At 65.2% G+C, this 20,237-nt stretch carries 18 protein-coding genes; 16 read left to right on the top strand and 2 right to left on the bottom strand.

Annotation, left to right across the window (positions count from 1 at the left end; all coding sequences use genetic code 11):
* Positions 1-91: 91 nt before the first annotated feature.
* Positions 92-2,095, top strand: coding sequence for an HAD-IIA family hydrolase (locus tag VIQ49_RS05370; RefSeq protein WP_331881668.1), 2,004 nt, complete (start codon positions 92-94; stop codon positions 2,093-2,095).
* A gap of 127 nt (positions 2,096-2,222) precedes the next feature.
* Here the strand turns inward: VIQ49_RS05370 and VIQ49_RS05365 are convergent, their stop codons facing one another.
* The gene (locus VIQ49_RS05365) at positions 2,223-3,077 is read right to left on the bottom strand and encodes a shikimate 5-dehydrogenase (RefSeq protein ID WP_331881666.1); all 855 of its coding nucleotides are present in this window, start codon (positions 3,075-3,077) and stop codon (positions 2,223-2,225) included.
* Positions 3,078-3,129: 52 nt separating this feature from the next.
* Here VIQ49_RS05365 and VIQ49_RS05360 point away from each other — a divergent pair, with 52 nt between their 5' ends.
* From VIQ49_RS05360 to der, 15 genes are all read left to right on the top strand, one after another.
* The gene (locus VIQ49_RS05360; RefSeq protein ID WP_331881663.1) at positions 3,130-3,492 is read left to right on the top strand and encodes a hypothetical protein; all 363 of its coding nucleotides are present in this window, start codon (positions 3,130-3,132) and stop codon (positions 3,490-3,492) included.
* A gap of 11 nt (positions 3,493-3,503) precedes the next feature.
* Complete coding sequence (locus VIQ49_RS05355; protein ID WP_331881660.1) at positions 3,504-4,322, top strand: TlyA family RNA methyltransferase; 819 nt, start codon at positions 3,504-3,506, stop codon at positions 4,320-4,322.
* 8 nt (positions 4,323-4,330) lie between these two features.
* Entirely contained in the window at positions 4,331-5,308 is a 978-nt protein-coding gene (locus VIQ49_RS05350; protein ID WP_331881658.1) for an NAD kinase, read from the top strand.
* The gene (recN, locus tag VIQ49_RS05345; RefSeq protein WP_331881655.1) at positions 5,308-7,083 is read left to right on the top strand and encodes a DNA repair protein RecN; all 1,776 of its coding nucleotides are present in this window, start codon (positions 5,308-5,310) and stop codon (positions 7,081-7,083) included. The genes VIQ49_RS05350 and recN overlap by 1 nt, the downstream gene beginning before the upstream one ends.
* Before the next feature lie 92 nt (positions 7,084-7,175).
* Entirely contained in the window at positions 7,176-8,363 is a 1,188-nt protein-coding gene (gene steA / locus VIQ49_RS05340) for a putative cytokinetic ring protein SteA (RefSeq protein ID WP_414731578.1), read from the top strand.
* Positions 8,364-8,462: 99 nt separating this feature from the next.
* Complete coding sequence (locus tag VIQ49_RS05335) at positions 8,463-9,386, top strand: copper transporter (RefSeq protein ID WP_331881652.1); 924 nt, start codon at positions 8,463-8,465, stop codon at positions 9,384-9,386.
* Positions 9,387-9,584: 198 nt separating this feature from the next.
* The gene (locus VIQ49_RS05330) at positions 9,585-11,351 is read left to right on the top strand and encodes a CTP synthase (protein WP_331881698.1); all 1,767 of its coding nucleotides are present in this window, start codon (positions 9,585-9,587) and stop codon (positions 11,349-11,351) included.
* The gene (locus VIQ49_RS05325; protein WP_331881649.1) at positions 11,348-11,980 is read left to right on the top strand and encodes an NUDIX hydrolase; all 633 of its coding nucleotides are present in this window, start codon (positions 11,348-11,350) and stop codon (positions 11,978-11,980) included. Before VIQ49_RS05330 ends, VIQ49_RS05325 begins: the two co-directional genes overlap by 4 nt.
* A gap of 16 nt (positions 11,981-11,996) precedes the next feature.
* A complete protein-coding gene (gene xerD / locus VIQ49_RS05320) occupies positions 11,997-12,923 on the top strand; it encodes a site-specific tyrosine recombinase XerD (protein WP_331881648.1) in 927 nt (308 codons plus the stop codon).
* 168 nt (positions 12,924-13,091) lie between these two features.
* A complete protein-coding gene (locus VIQ49_RS05315) occupies positions 13,092-13,988 on the top strand; it encodes a ParA family protein (RefSeq protein ID WP_331881696.1) in 897 nt (298 codons plus the stop codon).
* The gene (locus tag VIQ49_RS05310) at positions 13,989-14,828 is read left to right on the top strand and encodes a segregation and condensation protein A (RefSeq protein WP_331881646.1); all 840 of its coding nucleotides are present in this window, start codon (positions 13,989-13,991) and stop codon (positions 14,826-14,828) included.
* 19 nt (positions 14,829-14,847) lie between these two features.
* Positions 14,848-15,726: an SMC-Scp complex subunit ScpB gene (scpB, locus tag VIQ49_RS05305; protein ID WP_331881643.1), complete on the top strand. Its 879-nt coding sequence runs from the start codon at positions 14,848-14,850 to the stop codon at positions 15,724-15,726.
* Between the two features lie 47 nt (positions 15,727-15,773).
* Positions 15,774-17,210 (top strand): pseudouridine synthase, encoded by a 1,437-nt coding sequence (locus tag VIQ49_RS05300; protein ID WP_331881640.1) that lies wholly within the window; start codon positions 15,774-15,776, stop codon positions 17,208-17,210.
* A gap of 11 nt (positions 17,211-17,221) precedes the next feature.
* The gene (cmk, locus tag VIQ49_RS05295; protein ID WP_331881694.1) at positions 17,222-17,890 is read left to right on the top strand and encodes a (d)CMP kinase; all 669 of its coding nucleotides are present in this window, start codon (positions 17,222-17,224) and stop codon (positions 17,888-17,890) included.
* A complete protein-coding gene (gene der / locus VIQ49_RS05290; protein ID WP_331881637.1) occupies positions 17,887-19,317 on the top strand; it encodes a ribosome biogenesis GTPase Der in 1,431 nt (476 codons plus the stop codon). The genes cmk and der overlap by 4 nt, the downstream gene beginning before the upstream one ends.
* Positions 19,318-19,396: 79 nt before the next feature.
* On the opposite strand, the gene VIQ49_RS05285 is transcribed toward der, so the two are convergent.
* Positions 19,397-20,237, bottom strand: an 841-nt coding sequence (locus VIQ49_RS05285) for an HNH endonuclease signature motif containing protein (protein WP_331881635.1), incomplete at its 5' end; no start/stop codon positions are given.

Below are 20,237 nucleotides of genomic sequence, written 5' to 3'. Positions count from 1 at the left end.
GGCCATTCGGCCATTCGAACGAAACTACATAGCGTGAATCCATCGATTCTGCGGTCCCCGCAGGTGGTGCGATCGTGACGAAGAGGCAGACGTGAACGACAGACGCAACGGCAACGGCGGCGGCAGCCGAGGCAACTCCAACAGCGGACGGCCCTCCGATCGCCGCGATGGATCCGCGCGTGGTGGATCCGACCGGGGTGCATCTGATCGGGGCGGGTCTGATCGGGGTGGCCGTAACTTCCGGAACGATTCGAACGCTCGTCGCGGCACCGGTTCGGCCAACCGCCCACCGGAGCCCCCGTTGCCGGAAGATGTTCTGCCACAAGACCTCGACACCGAGGTTCGCCGCGATCTGCTCAGCCTCGACCGAGCAAACGCAGACATGGTTTCACGCCACCTGATCATGACGTTCCGCCTGCTGGACGAAGATCCGCCCCTGGCTCTGGAACACGCCCGCGCAGCACGTCGTCGCGCCGGACGTATCGCAATGGTGCGCGAAGCTGCCGGACTCGCGGCCTACAACGCGCAGGAATGGGCCGAGGCGCTCTCGGAATTGCGGGCTGCGAAGCGGATGTCGACCGGTAGCGCATTGCTGCCCATGATCGCCGATTGCGAACGCGGACTCGGTCGTCCCGAGCGGGCAATCGACGTGGCACGCAGCGACGAGGGGCGGTCGCTGACCGGCGAGGTCGCCGCGGAGATGCGGATCGTCGAATCCGGTGCCCGTCTGGACCTCGGCGACTTCGACAAGGCCATCGTCACACTGCAGACCAGCGACCTCGACCCGTCGCGGGTCGGCACCGAAGCGGCCCGCTACTTCTACGCCTACGCCGCGGCCCTGCTCGCCGGTGGACGCCGCGACGAGGCGATCACCTGGTTCATGAATGCGGCCTCGGCCGACGAAGACGACGCCACCGACGCCGAAGACCGCTTGATGGAATTGTCCGAGCCCGAAGCCGCGGACGAAGATCCGTCCTCCGAGGTGCCCGCCCCTGTTGTCGCGCCCGCTGGTGTTGCCACTCCTGCGGACGAGGCGCAACCGGTTGCCGAGCCGGCACGCCCCACCCTGGTCCCGGCCGCGCCCGCGGCGGCCGGTGATCGGTTGCGCGATGCCTACGACGCACTGCTGCTCGATCTCGACGGCACGGTCTACGCCGGCAAGTTGGAGGTCCCGGGTGCGAAGGATGCACTCGACGCCGGTGACCAGAAGAACTACTACGTCACCAACAACGCCAGCCGTTCGCCGGTGGCCGTCGCAGAACACCTGCGCGAGTTGGGATTTGCGGCGCAGCCCGACGAGGTAGTGACCAGCGCGCAAACCGCTGCGCGCTTGTTGTCGGAGCGTCTGCCGATGGGCTCGAGGGTGCTGGTTGTCGGTACAGAAGCGCTGGTCCACGAGATCCGCTCGGTCGGACTCGGTGTGACGCGCAGTGCGGATGACCGTCCGGCCGCGGTGGTCCAAGGACATTCGACCGAGACGGGCTGGGAGATCCTGTCGGAGGCCGCTCTCGCCCTGCGCGCCGGAGCTCTCTGGGTGGCCTGCAACGTCGACGCCACGGTGCCGACCGAGCGTGGCCTGCAGGTGGGCAACGGATCGATGGTTGCGGCGGTTGCGCACGCCACCGGCAGGCAGCCACTCGTCGCAGGCAAACCCGCCGCGCCGTTGATGATCGATGCCGTCAATCGCAGTGGCTCCAAGACCCCGCTTGTGGTCGGCGATCGTCTCGACACGGACATCGAGGGCGCCAACGCCATCGAGGCCGACAGTCTGCTGGTCTTGACCGGTGTCAACACCGTCGCTGATGCGCTCAACGCGCCCGAGGCGCGGCGCCCGACCTTCGTCTCTGCCGATCTGAGCGGACTCAATGCCGCCGCCGACAGCGTCATCGTCGGACCCCGTGCGGGCTGGCACGTCAGCGCACTCGACAGCACCCTGACCGTGGTGGCCACCGACGACAACGCAGATCCGGCAGGAGCGCTCTACGCGGTGCTGCACGCCGGCTGGTCGAACGAGCGCACGGCCGCAACGTGGACAGTGGAAGCCGCCGAAGAGAAGGCACAGAACGCGCTGAAGAGCGTGGGGCTGCTCGCCTGACCGGCTCCGGCCTCGGAGTGATTCGAGTGATTCGGAGTCTGGAGTACTACAGGGCTTGAGTACTTCAGGGCTTGGAGAACTCAGTTGCTGGAGTGCTCAGTTGCTGGATGCTCAGTTACTGGAGTGCTCAGCTCCTGGAGAATTCGGAGGCAGCGGCGATCTGGGCGTCGGTGGGTCGCACCCCGGTGTAGAGCACGAACTGCTCTGCGGCCTGGAGTGCGATCACCTGTGCGCCGGTGATCACCGTCTTGCCGGCCGCGGCGGTGATGAGGGGTGTCTGCGAGGGCATCGCCACCACGTCGAACACCGCGTGTGCTGCCCGGACCGCGTCCGCGGTGAAAGGCATACCGTCGGCGTCGGGGCCGGCCGCCATCCCGATCGGTGTGGCGTTCACCAGTAGGTCCGGTGTTCCTGTGCCGAGGTCGGGCTGCCAGGTGAAGCCGTACCGATCCGCCAGCGCCTGCCCCGCCGACTTGTTGCGGGCCACCACGACGGTGTCTGTGAAACCCTCATCGCGTAGCGCGGCGACGACGGCTTTGGCCATCCCTCCGCTGCCCGCGATCGCCACCGAGCTTGACGTGGGGATGCCGCTGTCGCGCAACAGGTTTGCCGCAGCCTGGTAGTCGGTGTTGTAGGCGTGGAGCGTGCCGTCTTCGTTGACGATCGTGTTCACCGAGTCGATCGCGGCCGCGGATTCGTGCATCACGTCCACCAGATCGATGACCGCCTCCTTGAACGGCATCGAGATCCCGGCCCCGCGGATGTCGAGGCCCCGGATTCCGGCGATCGCGGCAGGAAGATCCGTTGTGCTGAAGGCTTTGTAGACGAAGTCGAGTTCGAGCTCGTTGTACAGGTAGTTGTGGAATTTGGTGCCGATGTTGCTGGGCCGTCCCGACAGCGAAATGCACAGCCGGGTGTCGCGGCGCAGGATTCGAGCGTCGGGTGCAGTCGGATCCGGAAGCCGTCGCGAGGTGGAGGTCATGACCCGACGCTAACAATCGACATGCCCCGAGATCGACTAACCTTGGCAGGCGATGAACCAACCCCTTCCCGGACCCAGACCCACACCCGGACCGCGACCGACCCCGGGCCCCATCCCGGGCCCGGCCGCACCCACCGCTGCCGTCGATCCGCAGACGATCAGGCGCGATGTGGCCGCGTTGCTCGAACAGGCCGACAACGTTGCTGTGACCGTCAACCGCACGGCTTGTCACGAGGGCAGTCAAGACGAGAGCCGCGGCGATGAGAGCAGGGGCGACGAGAACAGGGACGACGAGCGGGCAGGTGAGAGTGTCACCGATGGTGAGTCGCTCATCCAACTCGCCAAGCAGGCGCATCTGTTGGAACAGGCGCACACGGTGATCACCGATGCCCTGGAAAAGGTCGATCGTGTGTGAGTGTGTGCGCCATGGCGCGTAGGGCACGCCTCGATGCCGAACTCGTGCGTCGGGGTGAGGCCCGGTCGCGGGAGCATGCTCGCGACCTGATCGAAGCGGGTCTGGTCAAGGTGAACGGCACGGTTGCCGGCAAGCCGGCCACCAACGTCGATCTCGGAGCGCCGATAGTGGTGGCCGAGAACAACGACGAGGGCTGGGCCTCGCGCGGCGCCCACAAACTCCTCGGCGCGTTGGCTGCGTTTGAGCCACAAGGTGTTTCCGTCGCCGGAAAGCGTTGCCTGGATGCCGGTGCCTCCACCGGCGGTTTCACAGACGTCCTGCTGCGCCGGGGCGCCACGGAGGTGGTGGCGGTCGATGTCGGCTACGGCCAGCTCATCTGGCGCATCCAGAACGATGACCGGGTGCACGTTCACGATCGAACGAACGTCCGGAGCCTGACCGCCGAGCAGATCGGGGGGCCGGTGGATCTGGTGGTGGCCGACTTGTCGTTCATCTCGCTCAACCTCGTCCTCCCGGCGTTCGCCGACTGCGCCAAACCCGGTGCCGACCTGCTGCCCATGGTCAAACCCCAATTCGAGGTGGGCAAAGACCGTGTCGGATCGGGGGGAGTGGTGCGCAGCGCCGAGCTCCGGACCGAGGCGGTGACCGCTGTGGCGCAGACCGCGGCCGGTCACGGCCTGCAGACACTCGGTGTTGTCGCGAGCCCGTTGCCGGGGCCGTCGGGCAATGTTGAATACTTCCTCTGGCTGCGTAAGCAGACCGAGCCCGCTGTCGTGGATGACAATGTGCGTACGGCAATTGCCGAGGCGATCGAGAAAGGGCCCCAGTGAGTGATGTGGTGGGTGCCCCCGTCGTGGTGGCGGGGCAGCAGGAGCGTGAGTTCCTCGTCGTTGCCCACACCGGCCGGGACAACGTGCGGGAAACAATGGCGGTCATCGCAAAACGGTGTGCCGACGCGGGTATCGGTTTACGGGTCGTCGACCACGACGTCATGTCGACCCATCCGGAACAGCGATATGTGGGTGCGGTGTATCCGCTCGATCCAAGCGAGCTCCGCCAGATCGGTGCCGACGTCGCGGTGACCGCCGCCGACCACCAGTCGGCCGCCGGTTGTGAGGTGGTCATCGTGCTCGGTGGTGACGGTACTTTTCTGCGTGCCGCCGAACTCGCACATCCGGTATCGGTGCCGGTACTCGGAATCAATTTGGGGCACATCGGTTTTCTCGCCGAAGCGGAAGCGAATCGCATCGACGAGGTGATGGCCAAGCTCGTCGACCGCGACTATGAGGTCGAAGACCGGATGACGCTCGACATCAGCGTCCGAGTCGACGGCAAAGTCATCGCGCAGACGTGGGCCCTGAATGAGGTGAGCATTCAGAACCTGTCGCGGCAGGGTGTTCTCGAGCTCATCACCGAGGTCGACGGACGTCCGGTCTCGGCTTTCGGCGCCGACGGCATCCTGGTGTCGACGCCGACCGGATCCACCGCCTATGCGTTCTCCGCGGGTGGGCCCGTGATGTGGCCTGATCTGGAAGCCATTCTGCTGGTTCCCTCCAACGCGCACGCATTGTTCGCCCGCCCGATGGTGACCAGCCCCCGCTCGCTGGTCGCGGTCGAGGTGATGGCCCGTGGGCAGGATGCGCTCGTCTCCTGCGACGGGCGACGCAACATCGAGGTGCCGGCCGGAGGCCGTATCGAGGTCATCCGCGGAAGCATGCCGGTGCACTGGATCCGGATCGATTCCGATCCATTTGCCGATCGGCTGGTGCGCAAGTTCGAATTGCCGGTCACGGGGTGGAGGGGAAGGCAAACCTAGTGCTCGAAGAAATCTCGATCAGCGGTCTCGGCGTCATCGACAAGGCCGGCGCCGAGTTTCATGAAGGCCTGACCGTGCTCACCGGTGAGACCGGTGCCGGTAAGACGATGGTGGTGACCAGCCTGCATCTGCTCTCCGGAGCCCGGGCCGACGCCGGCCGCGTCCGTACCGGCCAGAGCCGGGCCGTGGTGGAGGGTCGTTTCCGGACGACCGGCACCGACGCTGCAGAAGTGCTCGATTCGGCAGGTGCCGAATTGGACGACGACGGCACCGTGATCGCGGTCCGCACGGTCAACGCCGACGGACGATCCCGGGCGCACCTCGGCGGTCGGTCCGTCCCGGTCGGACTGCTCGGGCAGTTCACCAGCGGTCAGTTGGCGATTCACGGACAGAACGACCAGTTGCGGTTGCTGCGCGCGGAGCATCAGCGCGACGCACTCGACCGCTTTGCGGCCGATGCCGTGACCAAACCGCTCAAGGCTTACCGCGAGGCGCGCGATCGCTGGGTCACACTCGCCGATCAGCTCCGGGACCGACAGGCCAATTCTCGCGAGATCGCGCAGGAGGCCGATCGGCTCCGGTTCGGCCTGGACGAGATCGACAAGGTCGCGCCGCAGGCCCGCGAAGACGAAGAGATCGCGACAACGGTCCGCCGGCTCAGCGATCTGGAAACCGTACGCGCCGCCGCGGCCACCGCGCTGGTGGCGGTCACCGGAGCCGACCCGAACTCCGACGGACAGCTCGGAGGTTCGGTTCTCGACGGACTGGGTGTGGCGCGGACCAGCGTGAGCACGATCAACGACGACACCTTGCGTGGTCTGCTGCCCCGGATCGAGGAAGCGCTCAGCGTCGTGGGCGACATCGGTGAGGAGCTCAGTGGCTTCCTGTCCGGTCTGCCCGCAGATGCGGCCGAGCTCGAGCAGCTACTGCAGCGCCAGGCCGAACTCAAGTCCCTTGTGCGGAAGTACGCCCCGGACATCGACGGTGTGATCGAGTGGGCCGATGCGGCCCGGTCACGGCTCGCCGAGATCGGTGACTCCTCGGAATCACTCGAAGACCTCTCGGCCCGGGTCGTCGCCGCTCGTGACGACGTGGGTGTGGCCGCGGGCAAGCTCACCAAGGTCCGCGTGAAGGCCGCGAAGACCCTTGCTGGCAAGGTCAGCTCAGAACTGACCGGACTGGCGATGGGGGACGCGCAACTCGAGGTCACCGTCAGTCCCGATGTGGCAACCGACAACGACCGGCGGGCGCTGGAGATCGCGGGCCGTCAGGTCCATGCGGGCCCCGACGGCACCGACAGGGTGGAGTTCGGGCTGGTGGCCCATGCGGGTGCGCCTGTCCGGCCGATCGCCAAATCTGCGTCCGGCGGTGAGCTCTCTCGCGTGATGCTGGCGTTGGAAGTGGTCCTGGCCGGTCCCGGCGGGGGATCGACGATGGTGTTCGACGAGGTCGACGCCGGTGTCGGAGGTCGCGCGGCAGTCGAGATCGGACGCAGGCTGGCCCGGCTGGCCCAGGCGCATCAGGTCATCGTGGTCACGCATTTGCCACAAGTTGCGGCATTTGCCGACAATCACCTTTTGATCGGAAAACAAACGTCGGCGAGTTCAAAATCCAGCAAGGGTTCGTCTGTGACGAGTTCCGTGGGTGTGCTCGAACGTGAAGAGCGCGTGGCCGAGTTGGCCAGAATGCTTGCCGGACTTGGAGATTCGGATACCGGACGGGCTCATGCCGAGGAACTTCTGAGTACTGCCGAGCAGGAGAAAGCGGCGTTCTGAGCGCGATACGCGTGTTACTCGTGTGACAAAAGAGGCGTGTGTTACGGCGCGCCTCCGACAAAACTATCGAGTTGTGGTTCAGTGTTTCCCGCATGAGGATGCCTGCCCTGCTATCACGCACAACCGAAACTCTGCCTGGGATCAGCGGTATCGCCAGGATCGACAAGAACACCAAACGACTGCTGTCCAGAGTGGGCCCCGGGGACATCGTGATCCTCGACGAGGTCGACCTGGACCGCATCACAGCCGACGCACTCGTCGCTGCTGATGTGCTGGCCGTCGTGAACGCTTCGACATCCATTTCCGGTCGCTTCCCCAACCTCGGCCCTGAACTGCTCGCGGCCTCGGGCATCACCCTGATCGACGACGTGGGTGTCGAGGTCTTCCAGCGGATCAAGGACGGCGCCAAGATCCGCGTCGACGAAGGTGGTCTCTACACCGGTGAGCGCCGGCTTGCCAAGGGCACCGAACTCGGCGAGCGTGAGATCGCAGATCTGATGATCGACGCGAAGACCGGTCTGGTCGATCACCTCGAGGCATTCTCGGGCAACACGATCGAGTTCATCCGCAGTGAGTCTCCGTTGCTGATCGACGGTGTCGGTGTTCCGGATGTGGACGTGCGCATCGAAGGCCGCCACGTGGTGGTCGTCGCCGACGGACCCGATCACGCCGCCGACCTCAAGCGCCTCAAGCCGTTCATCAAGGAATACCAGCCGATCATGGTCGGTGTTGATGGCGGCGCCGACACCCTGATGGCGATGGGCTACCGGCCCGACCTCGTTGTCGGTGATCCCGAAGGGATGAAGGCCGCCACGCTGAAGTCCGGCGCCCAGGTTGTCCTGCCCGCCGACCCCGATGGCCACGCCCCGGGACTCGAGCGGATCCAGGACCTCGGGATCGGCGCGATGACGTTCCCGGCCGCCGGATCCGCCGCCGACCTCGCGCTGTTGCTCGTCGATCACCACGACGCCGCACTCATCGTCACGGTGGGTCACCCCGCCTCGATCGACGAGTTCTTCGACCGCAGTCTGCGAGAATCGAATCCGTCGACCTTCCTCACCCGCCTCAAGGTGGGTGCCAAACTCGTCGATGCGAAAGCCGTTGCGACCCTGTACCGTTCACGGGTTTCCGGAGCTGCCATCGCACTGCTGATCCTGGCCGCACTCGTGGCCGTCATCGTCGCGGTGATGATGTCGAGCAGCGGTTCCGAAGTGACCGACTGGGTTGTCGACCAGTGGAACCGCCTCACCGAGTGGGTCGAGCGCATGTGGAATGAATGATCGCCACCGTGACCCCTGGGCTGCCGCTGCCACTTGGCTCCCGTTTGCCTCTGAGGGTTCTCTGGCCGGTCCGATTCACTATCCTGGAATGAGATTTTTGTGATTTCGCTTCGCCAGCACGCTATTTCGCTGGTCGCGGTGTTCCTCGCCCTCGCTGTCGGGGTGGTGCTGGGATCCGGTTTTGTCGCTGACACCTTCGGATCAGCCAGTGACGCCCAGGACAACCGCGAGCAGGAACTGCGCGACGAGAATCAGCAGCTGACCAACAATGTCAACTCCGCCAACAACTTCGACACCGCAATCGCCGGCCGTCTGCTGGCCGGTTCCCTGACCGATCGTCCGGTGTTGATCATCACTGCTCCGGGCGCCGACGAGGGTGACGTGGCTGCGGTCAAGGACAACCTGAACAAATCGGGTGCGATCGTCAGTGGACAGCTGGCACTCACGGAGAGTTTCGTGAACGATCAGAACGCGGAGAAGATGCGGTCGATCGTCGACCAGTCGATCCCGCCGGGCAGCACCTTGAACACCGAGTTGACCGACTCCGGCGGTCGGGCCGGCGACCTGTTGGGGTTGCTACTCAACCTGTCGCCGGAGGATGCGGAGCCACAGGTCGACGCCCCCGCCACCGAAGCCGGGCTGGCCGCGTTGGAGCAGGGTGGCTTCATCCAGCCCACAGGCGGAACGGTGGCCCCGGCGCAACTCTCGATCATCGTGACGGGCAACAAGTTTGCCGATGATTCCGGTGCGCGTGGACAGGTGGTGTCCCGTTTTGCCGCGGCCTACTCCGAACGTGGTGCCGGCACCGTCCTGGTGGGCCGGACGGGGTCCGCGGAGGGTTCGTCACCGATCGCGGTGGTCCGGGCTGATCCGGGGCTGAACGCACAGGTGTCCACGGTCGACAACGTCGACCAGACCACCGGCCGCATCACCGCGGTACTGGCGCTGACCGACGAACTCGGCAACAAGAACGGTGCCTACGGCACCGGGCCGGGTGCGACGGCGATCGCCCCGGAGAGCTGATCGAGCTCGATGCTGACGGCCCCCCGGGTCGTGTCAACAGCAAGAATTCTGTCCATTGGTGTTACCGTGGAGTCCCGTAGGTAGGCAAGGATTTCTTGCTGCAGTACTGACAGGTCGAGCTTTGTGTTCGGCCAGGTCTTACAACCGGCGGGTCGAACGATGAGTTCGGCTCCGTCGCACGCCGAAACGGGAGTAGCGTTGCGTCCACTACGTCATGTGCGGTCAGGCACAAAGCACATCTTCGTGACCGGGGGCGTTGCATCGTCGCTCGGCAAAGGTTTGACGGCTTCCAGCCTCGGCCAGTTGCTCACGGCGCGCGGTCTGCGCGTCACCATGCAAAAACTCGATCCCTACCTCAACGTCGATCCGGGAACGATGAACCCGTTTCAGCACGGTGAGGTGTTTGTCACCGAAGACGGCGCCGAGACCGATCTGGACGTCGGCCACTACGAGCGTTTCCTCGATCGTGATCTGTCGGGATTCGCGAATGTGACCACGGGACAGGTGTATTCGACGGTCATCGCCAAAGAACGTCGTGGCGAATACCTCGGCGACACGGTGCAGGTCATCCCGCACATCACCGACGAGATCAAGAGCCGCATCCTGGCCATGAGCCAGGCCGACGACGACGGTGAGATCCCCGATGTGGTCATCACCGAAATCGGGGGCACGGTCGGCGACATCGAATCGCAGCCGTTCATCGAGGCCGCGCGTCAGATCCGCCACGACGTTGGCCGCGACAACGTCTTCTTCCTGCACGTGTCGCTGGTTCCGTATCTCGCGCCGTCGGGTGAACTCAAGACCAAGCCCACCCAGCACTCGGTCGCCGCGCTCCGCAGCATCGGTATCCAGCCCGATGCGCTGATCCTGCGTTGCGACCGCGATGTGCCGGACGGTTTGAAGAACAAGATCGCACTCATGTGTGACGTCGACGTCGAAGGTGTCATCTCGACACCGGACGCCCCGTCGATCTACGACATCCCCAAGGTGCTGCACGCCGAACAGCTCGACGCCTATGTGGTCCGCAAGCTGGGGCTGCCGTTCCGGGACGTCGACTGGACCGTGTGGGGCGAACTCCTCAAGCGGGTCCACGAGCCGCGCGAAGAGGTCACGATCGCACTCGTCGGTAAGTACGTCGAGCTTCCTGACGCGTACCTGTCGGTGACCGAGGCCATCCGCGCCGGCGGTTTCGCTCATCGGGCGCGCGTGAAGCTGGTGTGGGTGCAGTCGGATGACTGTGCCGAGGACGCCGGCGCCCAGGCCGTGCTCGCCGAGGCCGACGGCATCCTGATCCCCGGTGGTTTCGGTATCCGCGGCATCGAGGGCAAGGTCGGCGCAATCCGGTACGCGCGCACCCACAAGGTCCCACTGCTGGGACTGTGCCTGGGCCTGCAGTGCATCGTGATCGAGGCCGCGCGCGTCGCCGGACTCGCCGATGCGAGTTCAACCGAGTTCGATCCCGATACCCCGTACCCGGTGATCTCGACGATGGCCGATCAGGAAGACGCCGTCGCCGGTGATGCCGATCTCGGCGGAACCATGCGATTGGGTGCCTACCCGGCGAAGCTGGAGCGCGGCTCCGTCGTGGCCAATGCCTATAACTCCGTTGATGTTTCAGAACGTCATCGCCATCGCTTCGAGGTCAACAACAGCTATCGCGACAAGATCGCCGAGAGCGGACTGGTGTTCTCGGGCACCTCACCGGACGGACACCTGGTCGAGTTCGTCGAGTACCCGCGTGAGGTTCATCCGTTCTTGGTCGGCACCCAGGCCCACCCCGAACTGAAGAGCCGGCCGACGCGTCCGCACCCGTTGTTCAGTGCCTTCGTGCGCGCATCGCTGCGGTACAAGATGGCCGAGCGGCTGCCGGTGAACGTCCATGGCGACGACGAGGCCGATCCCGATCTGGATCAGGCGCTCGACGTAACCGCTGCCGAGGCAGGCGCCAAAAAGGCCGGCATTTGAGCGAGCGTCATGAGTTCCGGACGCTCGGAACCGACGTTCGGTACGACGGGGCGATTCTGGCGCTCCGCGTCGACGAGGTCGCGATGCCCGGCGGCGGTTCCGCCAAACGCGAGGTGGTCGAACACCACGGCGCCGTGGCGGTGGTGGCCGTCAACGACCGGGACGAGGTCGCGCTGGTGCTGCAGTACCGCCATCCGATCGGCCGGCGACTGCTCGAACTGCCTGCCGGCCTCCTGGACGGGGCACCGGACGAGACCCCGGTTGACGCGGCCCGCCGTGAGCTGCTCGAGGAAACCGGACTGGCCGCGCAGCGGTGGCAGGTGCTGGTGGACGTCGATGTCTCACCCGGATTCACCGACGAGGCGCTGCGGGTCTATCTCGCCACCGAGATAACCGAAGTGCCACAACCGGATCCGGAAGACGAAGAAGCCGACATGACATTGCACTGGGTGTCTCTCGGTGACGCGGTGCAGAAGGTCCTCGCCGGCGAGATCGTCAACGCGACGGCGGTGGCCGGGATTCTGGCGCTGGGTGCCTCACGAGCGCAGGCGGTTCCACTGCGCGAGGTCGATTCTCCGTGGACCGACCGGCCCGTCGCATTCGCCGAACGTCGAGCCGCCCGATCATGAACACGCGCCGAACCTCATGACGCTCGAAGACCAGGTGCAGGTCTACCTGGACCACCTCGAGGTCGAACGAGGTTCGGCGCGCAACACTTTGCAGTCCTATGCCCGCGATCTGCGCCGCTACCAGGACTACCTGGCGTCCCGCGGGATAGATGCACTGGCCGAGGTCACCGAAGCGGACATCCGCGAGTTCCTGGTGGCGCTGCGCCGCGGTGACGCCGACAACGACAAACCCCCGCTGGCCGACAGCTCCATCGCGCGAACCCTGGTGGCCACGAGAGGTTTTCACAAGTTCGCCGCGGCCGAGGGGATAGTGCAGACCGACGTCGCACACGGTGTGGCGCCGCCCAAGCCGCCCAGGCGACTCCCGAAGAGTCTGCCGGTCGACGAGGTACTCGCGATTCTCACCGCCAGCGGGGGCGAGGACGCCGCGGACGACCCGAGGTCGTTGCGGAACCGGGCACTGCTCGAATTGCTGTACAGCTGCGGGGCCCGCATCTCGGAAGCCGTCACGCTCGACATCGACGACATCGACACCGATTCCCGATCTGTGGTGTTGCGGGGCAAGGGCGGAAAAGAGCGGATCGTCCCGGTGGGGCGGCCGGCGATCGCCGCCCTCGACTCCTACCTGGTCCGCGGCCGGCCCGCGCTCGTCTCCAAGTTCAATCCGGCGCTGTTCCTCAACACCCGAGGCGGCCGTCTCAGCCGCCAGAGCGCCTGGCAGGTGTTGGTCGACGCATCCGAGCGGGCCGGACTCGACAAGGCGGTCTCGCCGCACACGTTGCGGCACAGCTTTGCGACCCATCTGCTCGACGGTGGCGCGGATGTCCGTGTGGTGCAGGAGTTACTCGGCCATGCATCCGTGACGACCACGCAGGTGTACACACTGGTGACCGTCGGAACGATGCGCGAGGTGTATGCGCTCGCGCATCCACGGGCTCGGTGACCAAAGCGAGTCCGTGCATCACGGTGAAGCGCGGTGGGCCCAAAAGGGCAGGTGCGGACCCGCGTAGCGGTGAGCCTCCGCAGCGGCAGGGTGCCGACCCACTAGGCTCGGGGTGTGACAACGCCGCAGCCACCTGAATATGGGCGCGGGCGTGATGCGAATCAGTTGATGCTCTCGACGCCGCACCGCGGCACCGAGGAATTCGACCGCGAAAAGCCCAGCGCACCCGGAGAGCTCGGGCCGACAGGTCGTGAGCTGCGTCCGGTCCCCGAACCGATGCCGCTCGATCGGCATGGTCCGGCCACGGTGGTCGCTGTCTGCAATCAAAAGGGTGGCGTGGGCAAGACCACGTCGACCATCAACCTGGGTGCGGCGCTGGCCGAATGCGGTCGGCGGGTCCTCCTGGTCGATCTCGACCCCCAGGGTGCGCTGTCTGCGGGCCTGGGAGTGCCGCACCACGAGCTCGACCTCACCGTCCACAACTTGCTGGTTCCGCCGCAGGTCTCCGCCGACGAGGTCCTGATGCGGACGCGAGTGGACGGCATGGATCTGTTGCCGTCCAACATCGACCTGTCCGCCGCGGAGATCCAGCTGGTCAACGAGGTGGGCCGTGAGCACACGCTCGGACGCGCGCTGCATCCGCTGCTCGACCGCTACGACTACGTCCTCATCGACTGCCAGCCGTCCCTGGGCTTGCTCACCGTCAACGCGCTCGCCTGTGCCGATACCGTGGTGATCCCGATGGAGTGCGAGTACTTCAGCCTGCGCGGCCTGGCGTTGCTCAACGACACCATCGACAAGGTCCGCGACCGGCTCAACCCGCGGCTGACGCTCGGCGGGATCCTCGTGACGATGTTCGACGCCCGTACCCTGCATTCCCGCGAGGTGATGCAGCGAGTGGTCGAGGTCTTCGGTGACAAGGTCTACGACACCGTCATCAGCCGTACAGTGCGGTTCCCGGAGACAAGCGTCGCGGGTGAACCGATCACCTCATGGGCACCGAAATCGGGCGGCGCCAGGGCATATCGGGCGCTGGCTCGCGAAGTCATCTACCGCACGCGCTAGATGTCCGAGCCGCAGTCGCCGACGTCCCCGCCGGAACCCGAGGTTGTCGGGAAATCGCGGTTCCAGGTCAAGCTGACCAACTTCGAGGGTCCGTTCGATCTGCTCCTCAATCTCATCGGCCAGCATCGGCTCGACGTCACCGAGGTGGCGTTGCACGAGGTCACCGACGACTTCATCGCGTACACCAAAGAGCTCGGTGCCGAGATGGAACTAGATCAGACCACTGAGTTCCTGGTGGTCGCCGCGACATTGCTCGACCTCAAGGCCGCCCGGCTGTTGCCCTCGGGTGAAGTGGAGAACGACGAGGATCTGGCACTGCTCGAAGCGCGCGACCTGCTGTTTGCGCGTCTGCTCCAATATCGGGCCTACAAGCAGGTCGCGATGCTCTTCGCTGAGTTGGAAGCTGCTGCGCTGCAACGGTATCCACGCGGGGTGTCGTTGGAACCGCGCTTCGAGTCGCTGTTGCCGGAGGTGACCATCGGCGTGAGTCCGGCGGTGTTCGCCGAGGTGGCGGTGTCGGCGATGACTCCCAAACCGGTTCCCAAGGTCGGACTCGGGCATCTCCACATCGAGAAGGTGTCGGTTCCCCAGCACGCATTGCGGGTGGGGGAGATCCTGCGCAACGCCGGCGCCGGCTCCTGGGTCAGCTTCACCGACCTGGTTGTCGAATGCGACAGCGGCCTCGAGGTGGTCGCGCGGTTCCTTGCGCTCCTGGAGTTGTACCGCGAACGCGCCGTTGCCTTCGAACAGCCCGAAGCCCTCGGTTCGCTGCTGGTGAGCTGGACCGGCGAACTCCAAGACGCTCAGGTGATTGTCGAGAAGGGCGAAGACTATGGCTGATGAGAATGGCACTGAGGATATGAGTGCTGGCGAGAACAGTGCTGACGAGAACAGTGCTGGCGAGAACAGTGCTGGCGACAACAGTGCTGACGAGACGAGCGCTGATGGGACACCGACACCTGAGGTGACGCAGACTCCAGGTACTGACAACGAGGCGAATGACGACGTGACCGACGACGTGACCGACGTGCGGGCGGATGCTCTCGCCGAGGACGACGCCGTCGGGGACGCATCAGACGCCGATCTGCCGGTGGAAGACCTTCTCGCCGACGATGAACTCCGGGCGGCACTCGAGGCGATGTTGCTCGTCACCGATACGCCGGCCGCCACCGAACAGTTGGCGTCCGTGCTGGAGGAGACATCGTCGCGGGTCGAGGCGATGTTGCGGCAGATGTCGAATGAACTGACCGACCGTGGCAGCGGCATGGACCTTCGGTATGCCGGCGACGGCTGGCGGCTCTACACCCGCAATGAATATGCGCCGTACGTCGAGCGGCTGCTACTCGACGGCGCGCGGACCAAGCTGACCAGAGCCGCGCTCGAAACCCTGGCCGTGGTGGCTTACCGGCAACCGGTCAGCCGGTCACGGGTGAGTGCCGTGCGTGGGGTCAACGTGGACGGTGTGGTGCGCACCTTGCTCGCTCGCGGGTTGATCGCGGAAGTCGGGACAGATCCCGATTCGGGTGCAGTGACGTACGGCACGACGGAACTATTTTTGGAACGTCTGGGGTTGGCTTCTTTGGGCGAGCTACCGGATCTCGCGCCGTTGCTCCCCGATGTGGACGTCATCGACGCCCTTGGAGACGAGCTGCACAGCGACCCGCGATTCGCCAAACTGGCAGGTAACCCGTCAGACTTGAAGAACAAAACCAACAACATCACCGTTGACGACGACTGATCCGCGTGCTGCGGGTCGATCAATTCAACGGGAATTAGGGATAGAGAATGGCACCCGCTAGCCGAGACGGCAGACCGGACAGAGACAAGAACAAAGGAAATAGGCGTTCACCGCGTGAGGACGGATACTCGTTCGACGACCGTGACGCAAAACCCCGCTCAGATCGCGGAGGCAGGCCGACCGGAGATCGCGGAGGTAGGCCGACCGGAGATCGCGGAGGTAGGCCGACCGGAGATCGCGGAGGTAGGCCGACCGGAGATCGCGGTGGACGCCCCAGCGGTGAGCGCGGTGGCCGGCCGACCGGAGATCGCGGTGGACGCCCCAGCGGTGAACGTGGTGGCCGGCCGACCGGAGATCGCGGTGGACGCCCCAGCGGTGAGCGCGGGGGCCGGCCTTCCGGAGATCGTCGTGAACATTCGTCCGACGACCGTCGCAGCAATCCTTCCCACGAGCGTGGCGCCCGGCCGACCGGTGAACATCGTGGTCGACCCACCGGGGACCGTTCGGCGAAACCCGCTGCCGGAAAACCGGCTGGTGGACACACGGCTGCCGGAAAACCCGCTTCAGGAAAGCCGACCAAGGGCGCAGCTGAGGCGCGTTTCAAGAAGACTCACCGGAAGGGTTTCAATCCGGAACGCGGGCCGCGCTCGGCACCCGATGTCAAGAGCGGTCAGGTTCGTCTGAACAACGCCAAGCCGGCTCGTGACCAGAATCCGTTCGACGCCACGAATGACGGGGCGACGTACGTCGAGGGCGGATTGCGTCTGCAGAAGGTGCTGGCTCAGGCCGGTGTCGCTTCGCGGCGCGGCGCAGAGGAACTGATCGCTGCAGGCCGGGTTGAGGTTGACGGTGAGATCGTGCTCGAGCAGGGTCTGCGCATCAATCCGGAGACCGCGGTGGTCCGTGTTGACGGCCTCCGCGTGGTCATCAACGAGGAGCATCAGTACCTCGCGCTGAACAAGCCGAAGGGTTGGCAGTCGACGATGTCCGACGAGTTCGGCCGTCCTTGCATCGGTGACCTGGTCGCCGAAAGGGTCATGTCCGGGCAGCGACTGTTCCACGTCGGACGTCTCGACGCCGACACGGAGGGCTTGATCCTGCTGACCAACGACGGCGAGCTGGCACATCGCCTGATGCACCCTTCGTTCGAGGTCCCGAAGACCTACATGGTGACCGTGCGTGGCGAGGTCCATCGGAGCCTCGGTCGCACCCTTCGCGATGGCATCGAACTCGATGACGGCCCGGCCAAGGTCGACAAGTTCGCGTTGCTGGACGTCAACCAGGGCATCTCGCTGCTGCGTCTGACCCTCCACGAAGGGCGTAAGCGCATCGTCCGACGACTCCTCGCCGAAACCGGTTACCCGGTTATTCGATTGGTACGCACCGACATCGGCGCGGTCAACGTCGGTGAGCAGCGTCCGGGCACGTTGCGGGTCATGGGCAACGATGAGGTCGGCGCGCTCTACAAGGCGGTGGGAATGTGACCACCCCTGGTGTGATCGCCATCGATGGTCCGGCCGGAACCGGTAAATCGAGTGTGTCGCGCCGCGTGGCCACCGAGTTGGGCGCCAACTACATCGACACCGGAGCCATGTACCGGGTTGCGACCCTGTGCGCGCTGCGGGCAGGTGTGGCAACCGACGATCCGGACGCAGTCGACAAAGCCACAGCAGGCGTGCGTATCTCCGTCACCAACGATGCCGAGAAGCAGGTTGTGTTGATGGACGAGGAAGACGTCACCGACGAGATTCGTCGCGACGAGGTCACGCGGGCGGTGTCGGCCGTGTCGGCTGTGCCCGCCGTACGTGCTCGTCTGGTGCAGGCTCAGCGTGATCAGGCGCAGTCCGGACTTCATGTACTCGAGGGCCGCGACATCGGGACCGTTGTGTTCCCCGATGCCGCGCTCAAGGTGTACCTGACCGCGACTCCGGAGGCTCGCGCACAGCGGCGGCATGAACAGAACATCGCCGCCGGTATGGACAGTGATTACCAGACGGTGCTCGCGGACGTGATCCGACGTGACCATCTGGATTCGACACGGTCGACGTCGCCCTTGCGACCGGCCGATGATGCGGTACAGGTCGATACGACCGACCTGGGCATCGAAGAGGTGATCGCCAAGCTGGTCGAGTTGGCGCGTAACCGGATTGGGGTAGAGGCATGAGTGACAACTTTGACGGGGCGGCAATTTCGTCCGACGGAATCTGGTCGGATGAATCCGACTTCGAGCTCGCCGAGCTCACCGACCTCGGGGTCGATGGTGCGCCTTTGGCCGTGCCTGTCGTGGCCATTGTCGGACGCCCGAACGTGGGCAAGTCTTCGCTGGTGAACCGCATTCTGGGTCGCCGCGAAGCGGTGGTCGAGGACATCCCCGGTGTCACCCGTGACCGGGTGTCGTATGAGGCATCGTGGGCCGGGCGTCGATTCATGGTGCAGGACACCGGCGGTTGGGAACCTGACGCCAAGGGTCTGCAGCAGTCCGTGGCCCGCCAGGCCGAGATCGCGATGAAGACTGCCGACGCAATCGTGTTGGTTGTCGACACCACGGTGGGAGCGACGGCCACCGATGAAGCCGTCGCCAAGGTGTTGCGCCGCTCGAAGACCCCGGTCTTGTTGGCTGCCAACAAGGTTGACGACGAGCGGTTGGAGTCGGAAGCCGCCGCGTTGTGGTCGCTGGGTCTGGGGGAGCCCTTCACGGTTTCCGCCGCCCACGGCCGCGGTACCGGTGATCTGCTCGACCGCATCCTCGAAGCGCTACCCGAAACGCCGCGTGAATCCACCCTGCTGAGTGGCCCGCGTCGAGTTGCGTTGGTGGGCAAGCCCAATGTGGGCAAGAGCTCGCTGATGAACAAGCTCACCGGTGAAGACCGCGCCGTGGTCGACAACGTTGCCGGCACCACCGTCGATCCGGTCGACGAACTCGTCGAACTCGGTGGACGGGTGTGGAACTTCGTCGACACCGCGGGTCTGCGTAAGAAGGTCTCGCAGTCCAGTGGCCATGAGTTCTACGCTTCGCTGCGCACTCGGTCGGCCATCGAGGCCGCAGAGGTTGCGGTGCTGCTGATCGACGCGTCGGAACCGATCACCGAACAGGACCAGCGCGTCCTGACGATGATCATCGAGGCCGGCCGCGCTCTGGTGATTGCGTTCAACAAGTGGGACCTCGTCGATGAGGATCGACGGCTTCAGTTGGCCAAAGAAATCGACCGCGACCTGTCGCGGGTGCCGTGGGCACGTACGGTCAATATCTCGGCGCACACCGGTCGGTCAGTGGCAAAGCTTGTGCCCGCACTGGATACGTCGTTGGCGTCGTGGGACAAGCGGGTGTCGACGGGTCAGCTCAACAGCTGGCTCAAGGACGTCATCGCCGAAACCCCGCCACCGATGCGTGGTGGACGCCTGCCGCGCGTGATGTTCGCGACCCAGGCAGCTACTCGACCACCGACGTTTGTCTTCTTCACCACGGGCTTCCTCGAGGCCGGCTACCGCCGCTTCCTGGAGCGAAAACTGCGCGAGGCCTTCAACTTCGACGGTTCGCCGGTCCGCGTGAACGTCCGAGTGCGCGAGAAGCGTGACCGTAAGACGAAGTAGTAGGCGACCGACGCAATTGGCGAACAACCGCAAGCCTGCGACCTGCCCCGATCAACGACAGTTGGTCGGGGCAGGTTTATCAGGCGGCGTTGTATGTGGCTCTCTTCCAGCCGAAGTCGATGGCGTAGACCGCAGCGTCTGCTGACTCGGCTGCCGTTGCTGCCTTGGCTTCGGTGGCGGTGCGGGCGCGTTGCTGGAACCACTCGGCATCGGCCCTGCTGTCAGGGTTCCACATGTCCGGATTGGTGAAGTATTTCTCCGGGAAATGAGTGTTGTTGGGCAGCAGCGGATCCAACGTCCCGCGTTGACGCCACCCGATCCGGCCGTGCCAGCCCGGCGGACCGGTACCTTCCCGAATCATCTCGGTGATCCACCCGGTCTCACCATCATGAATCTGCGCGTGATCGGGATCGCACACCAACGTCAGCACCGTGATGTCGGTGCGACCACCCTTGGAATACTCCCGTATGTGGTGCACCGCGCATTCGGTGGCCGGTGCATCACAGCCCGGCCGTGAACAACCCCGTTCGGCAGCGATCAACGCCAGTCGCTGATCAGCGGTCGCCAACCGTTCTTCCCGCCCCAGATGCAGCGGGCGATGCTTGTCGTCGAGTAACGCCAAAAACTTGCGGCTCACACCCGCGAGCTTCAACGCATCCTTGACCGACACCACCCCACCCGACGCCGTGGTCGCCAACCCGGCTTCGGCCTCCAACTCAGCCAACGTCATCGTCACGATCACCTGGGCCGGCAACCCCCGATGACGGCCGAGCTTGCCCTGCCCCACCGCCATCTCCATCAACCGTGTGAACGCATCATGGTTGCGCTGCCCCGGACTGCGGGTGTCGCGCTGGGCAGCGGCCCGCAGTGTGTCTTTGTCGGCTGTATCGGCGTTGCCGGACGGTGAGTCCGGGTCATTC

The sequence above is a fragment of the Williamsia sp. genome (genome assembly GCF_036566845.1).
In the GTDB taxonomy this organism is placed as follows: Bacteria; Actinomycetota; Actinomycetes; order Mycobacteriales; family Mycobacteriaceae; genus Williamsia.
Note: the sequence above shows the minus strand (reverse complement) of the source record. Positions and strands in the feature narration are given on the sequence as shown.

Coding starts and splice junctions, on each gene's coding strand:
- VIQ49_RS05365 (WP_331881666.1), bottom strand. CDS start 3,077: ATGACCTCCACCTCGCGACGGCTTCCGGATCCGACTGCACCCGACGCT.
- VIQ49_RS05360 (WP_331881663.1), top strand. CDS start 3,130: ATGAACCAACCCCTTCCCGGACCCAGACCCACACCCGGACCGCGACCG.
- VIQ49_RS05355 (WP_331881660.1), top strand. CDS start 3,504: ATGGCGCGTAGGGCACGCCTCGATGCCGAACTCGTGCGTCGGGGTGAG.
- steA (WP_414731578.1), top strand. CDS start 7,176: ATGAGGATGCCTGCCCTGCTATCACGCACAACCGAAACTCTGCCTGGG.
- xerD (WP_331881648.1), top strand. CDS start 11,997: ATGACGCTCGAAGACCAGGTGCAGGTCTACCTGGACCACCTCGAGGTC.
- VIQ49_RS05315 (WP_331881696.1), top strand. CDS start 13,092: ATGCTCTCGACGCCGCACCGCGGCACCGAGGAATTCGACCGCGAAAAG.
- VIQ49_RS05310 (WP_331881646.1), top strand. CDS start 13,989: ATGTCCGAGCCGCAGTCGCCGACGTCCCCGCCGGAACCCGAGGTTGTC.
- scpB (WP_331881643.1), top strand. CDS start 14,848: ATGAGTGCTGGCGAGAACAGTGCTGACGAGAACAGTGCTGGCGAGAAC.
- VIQ49_RS05300 (WP_331881640.1), top strand. CDS start 15,774: ATGGCACCCGCTAGCCGAGACGGCAGACCGGACAGAGACAAGAACAAA.
- der (WP_331881637.1), top strand. CDS start 17,887: ATGAGTGACAACTTTGACGGGGCGGCAATTTCGTCCGACGGAATCTGG.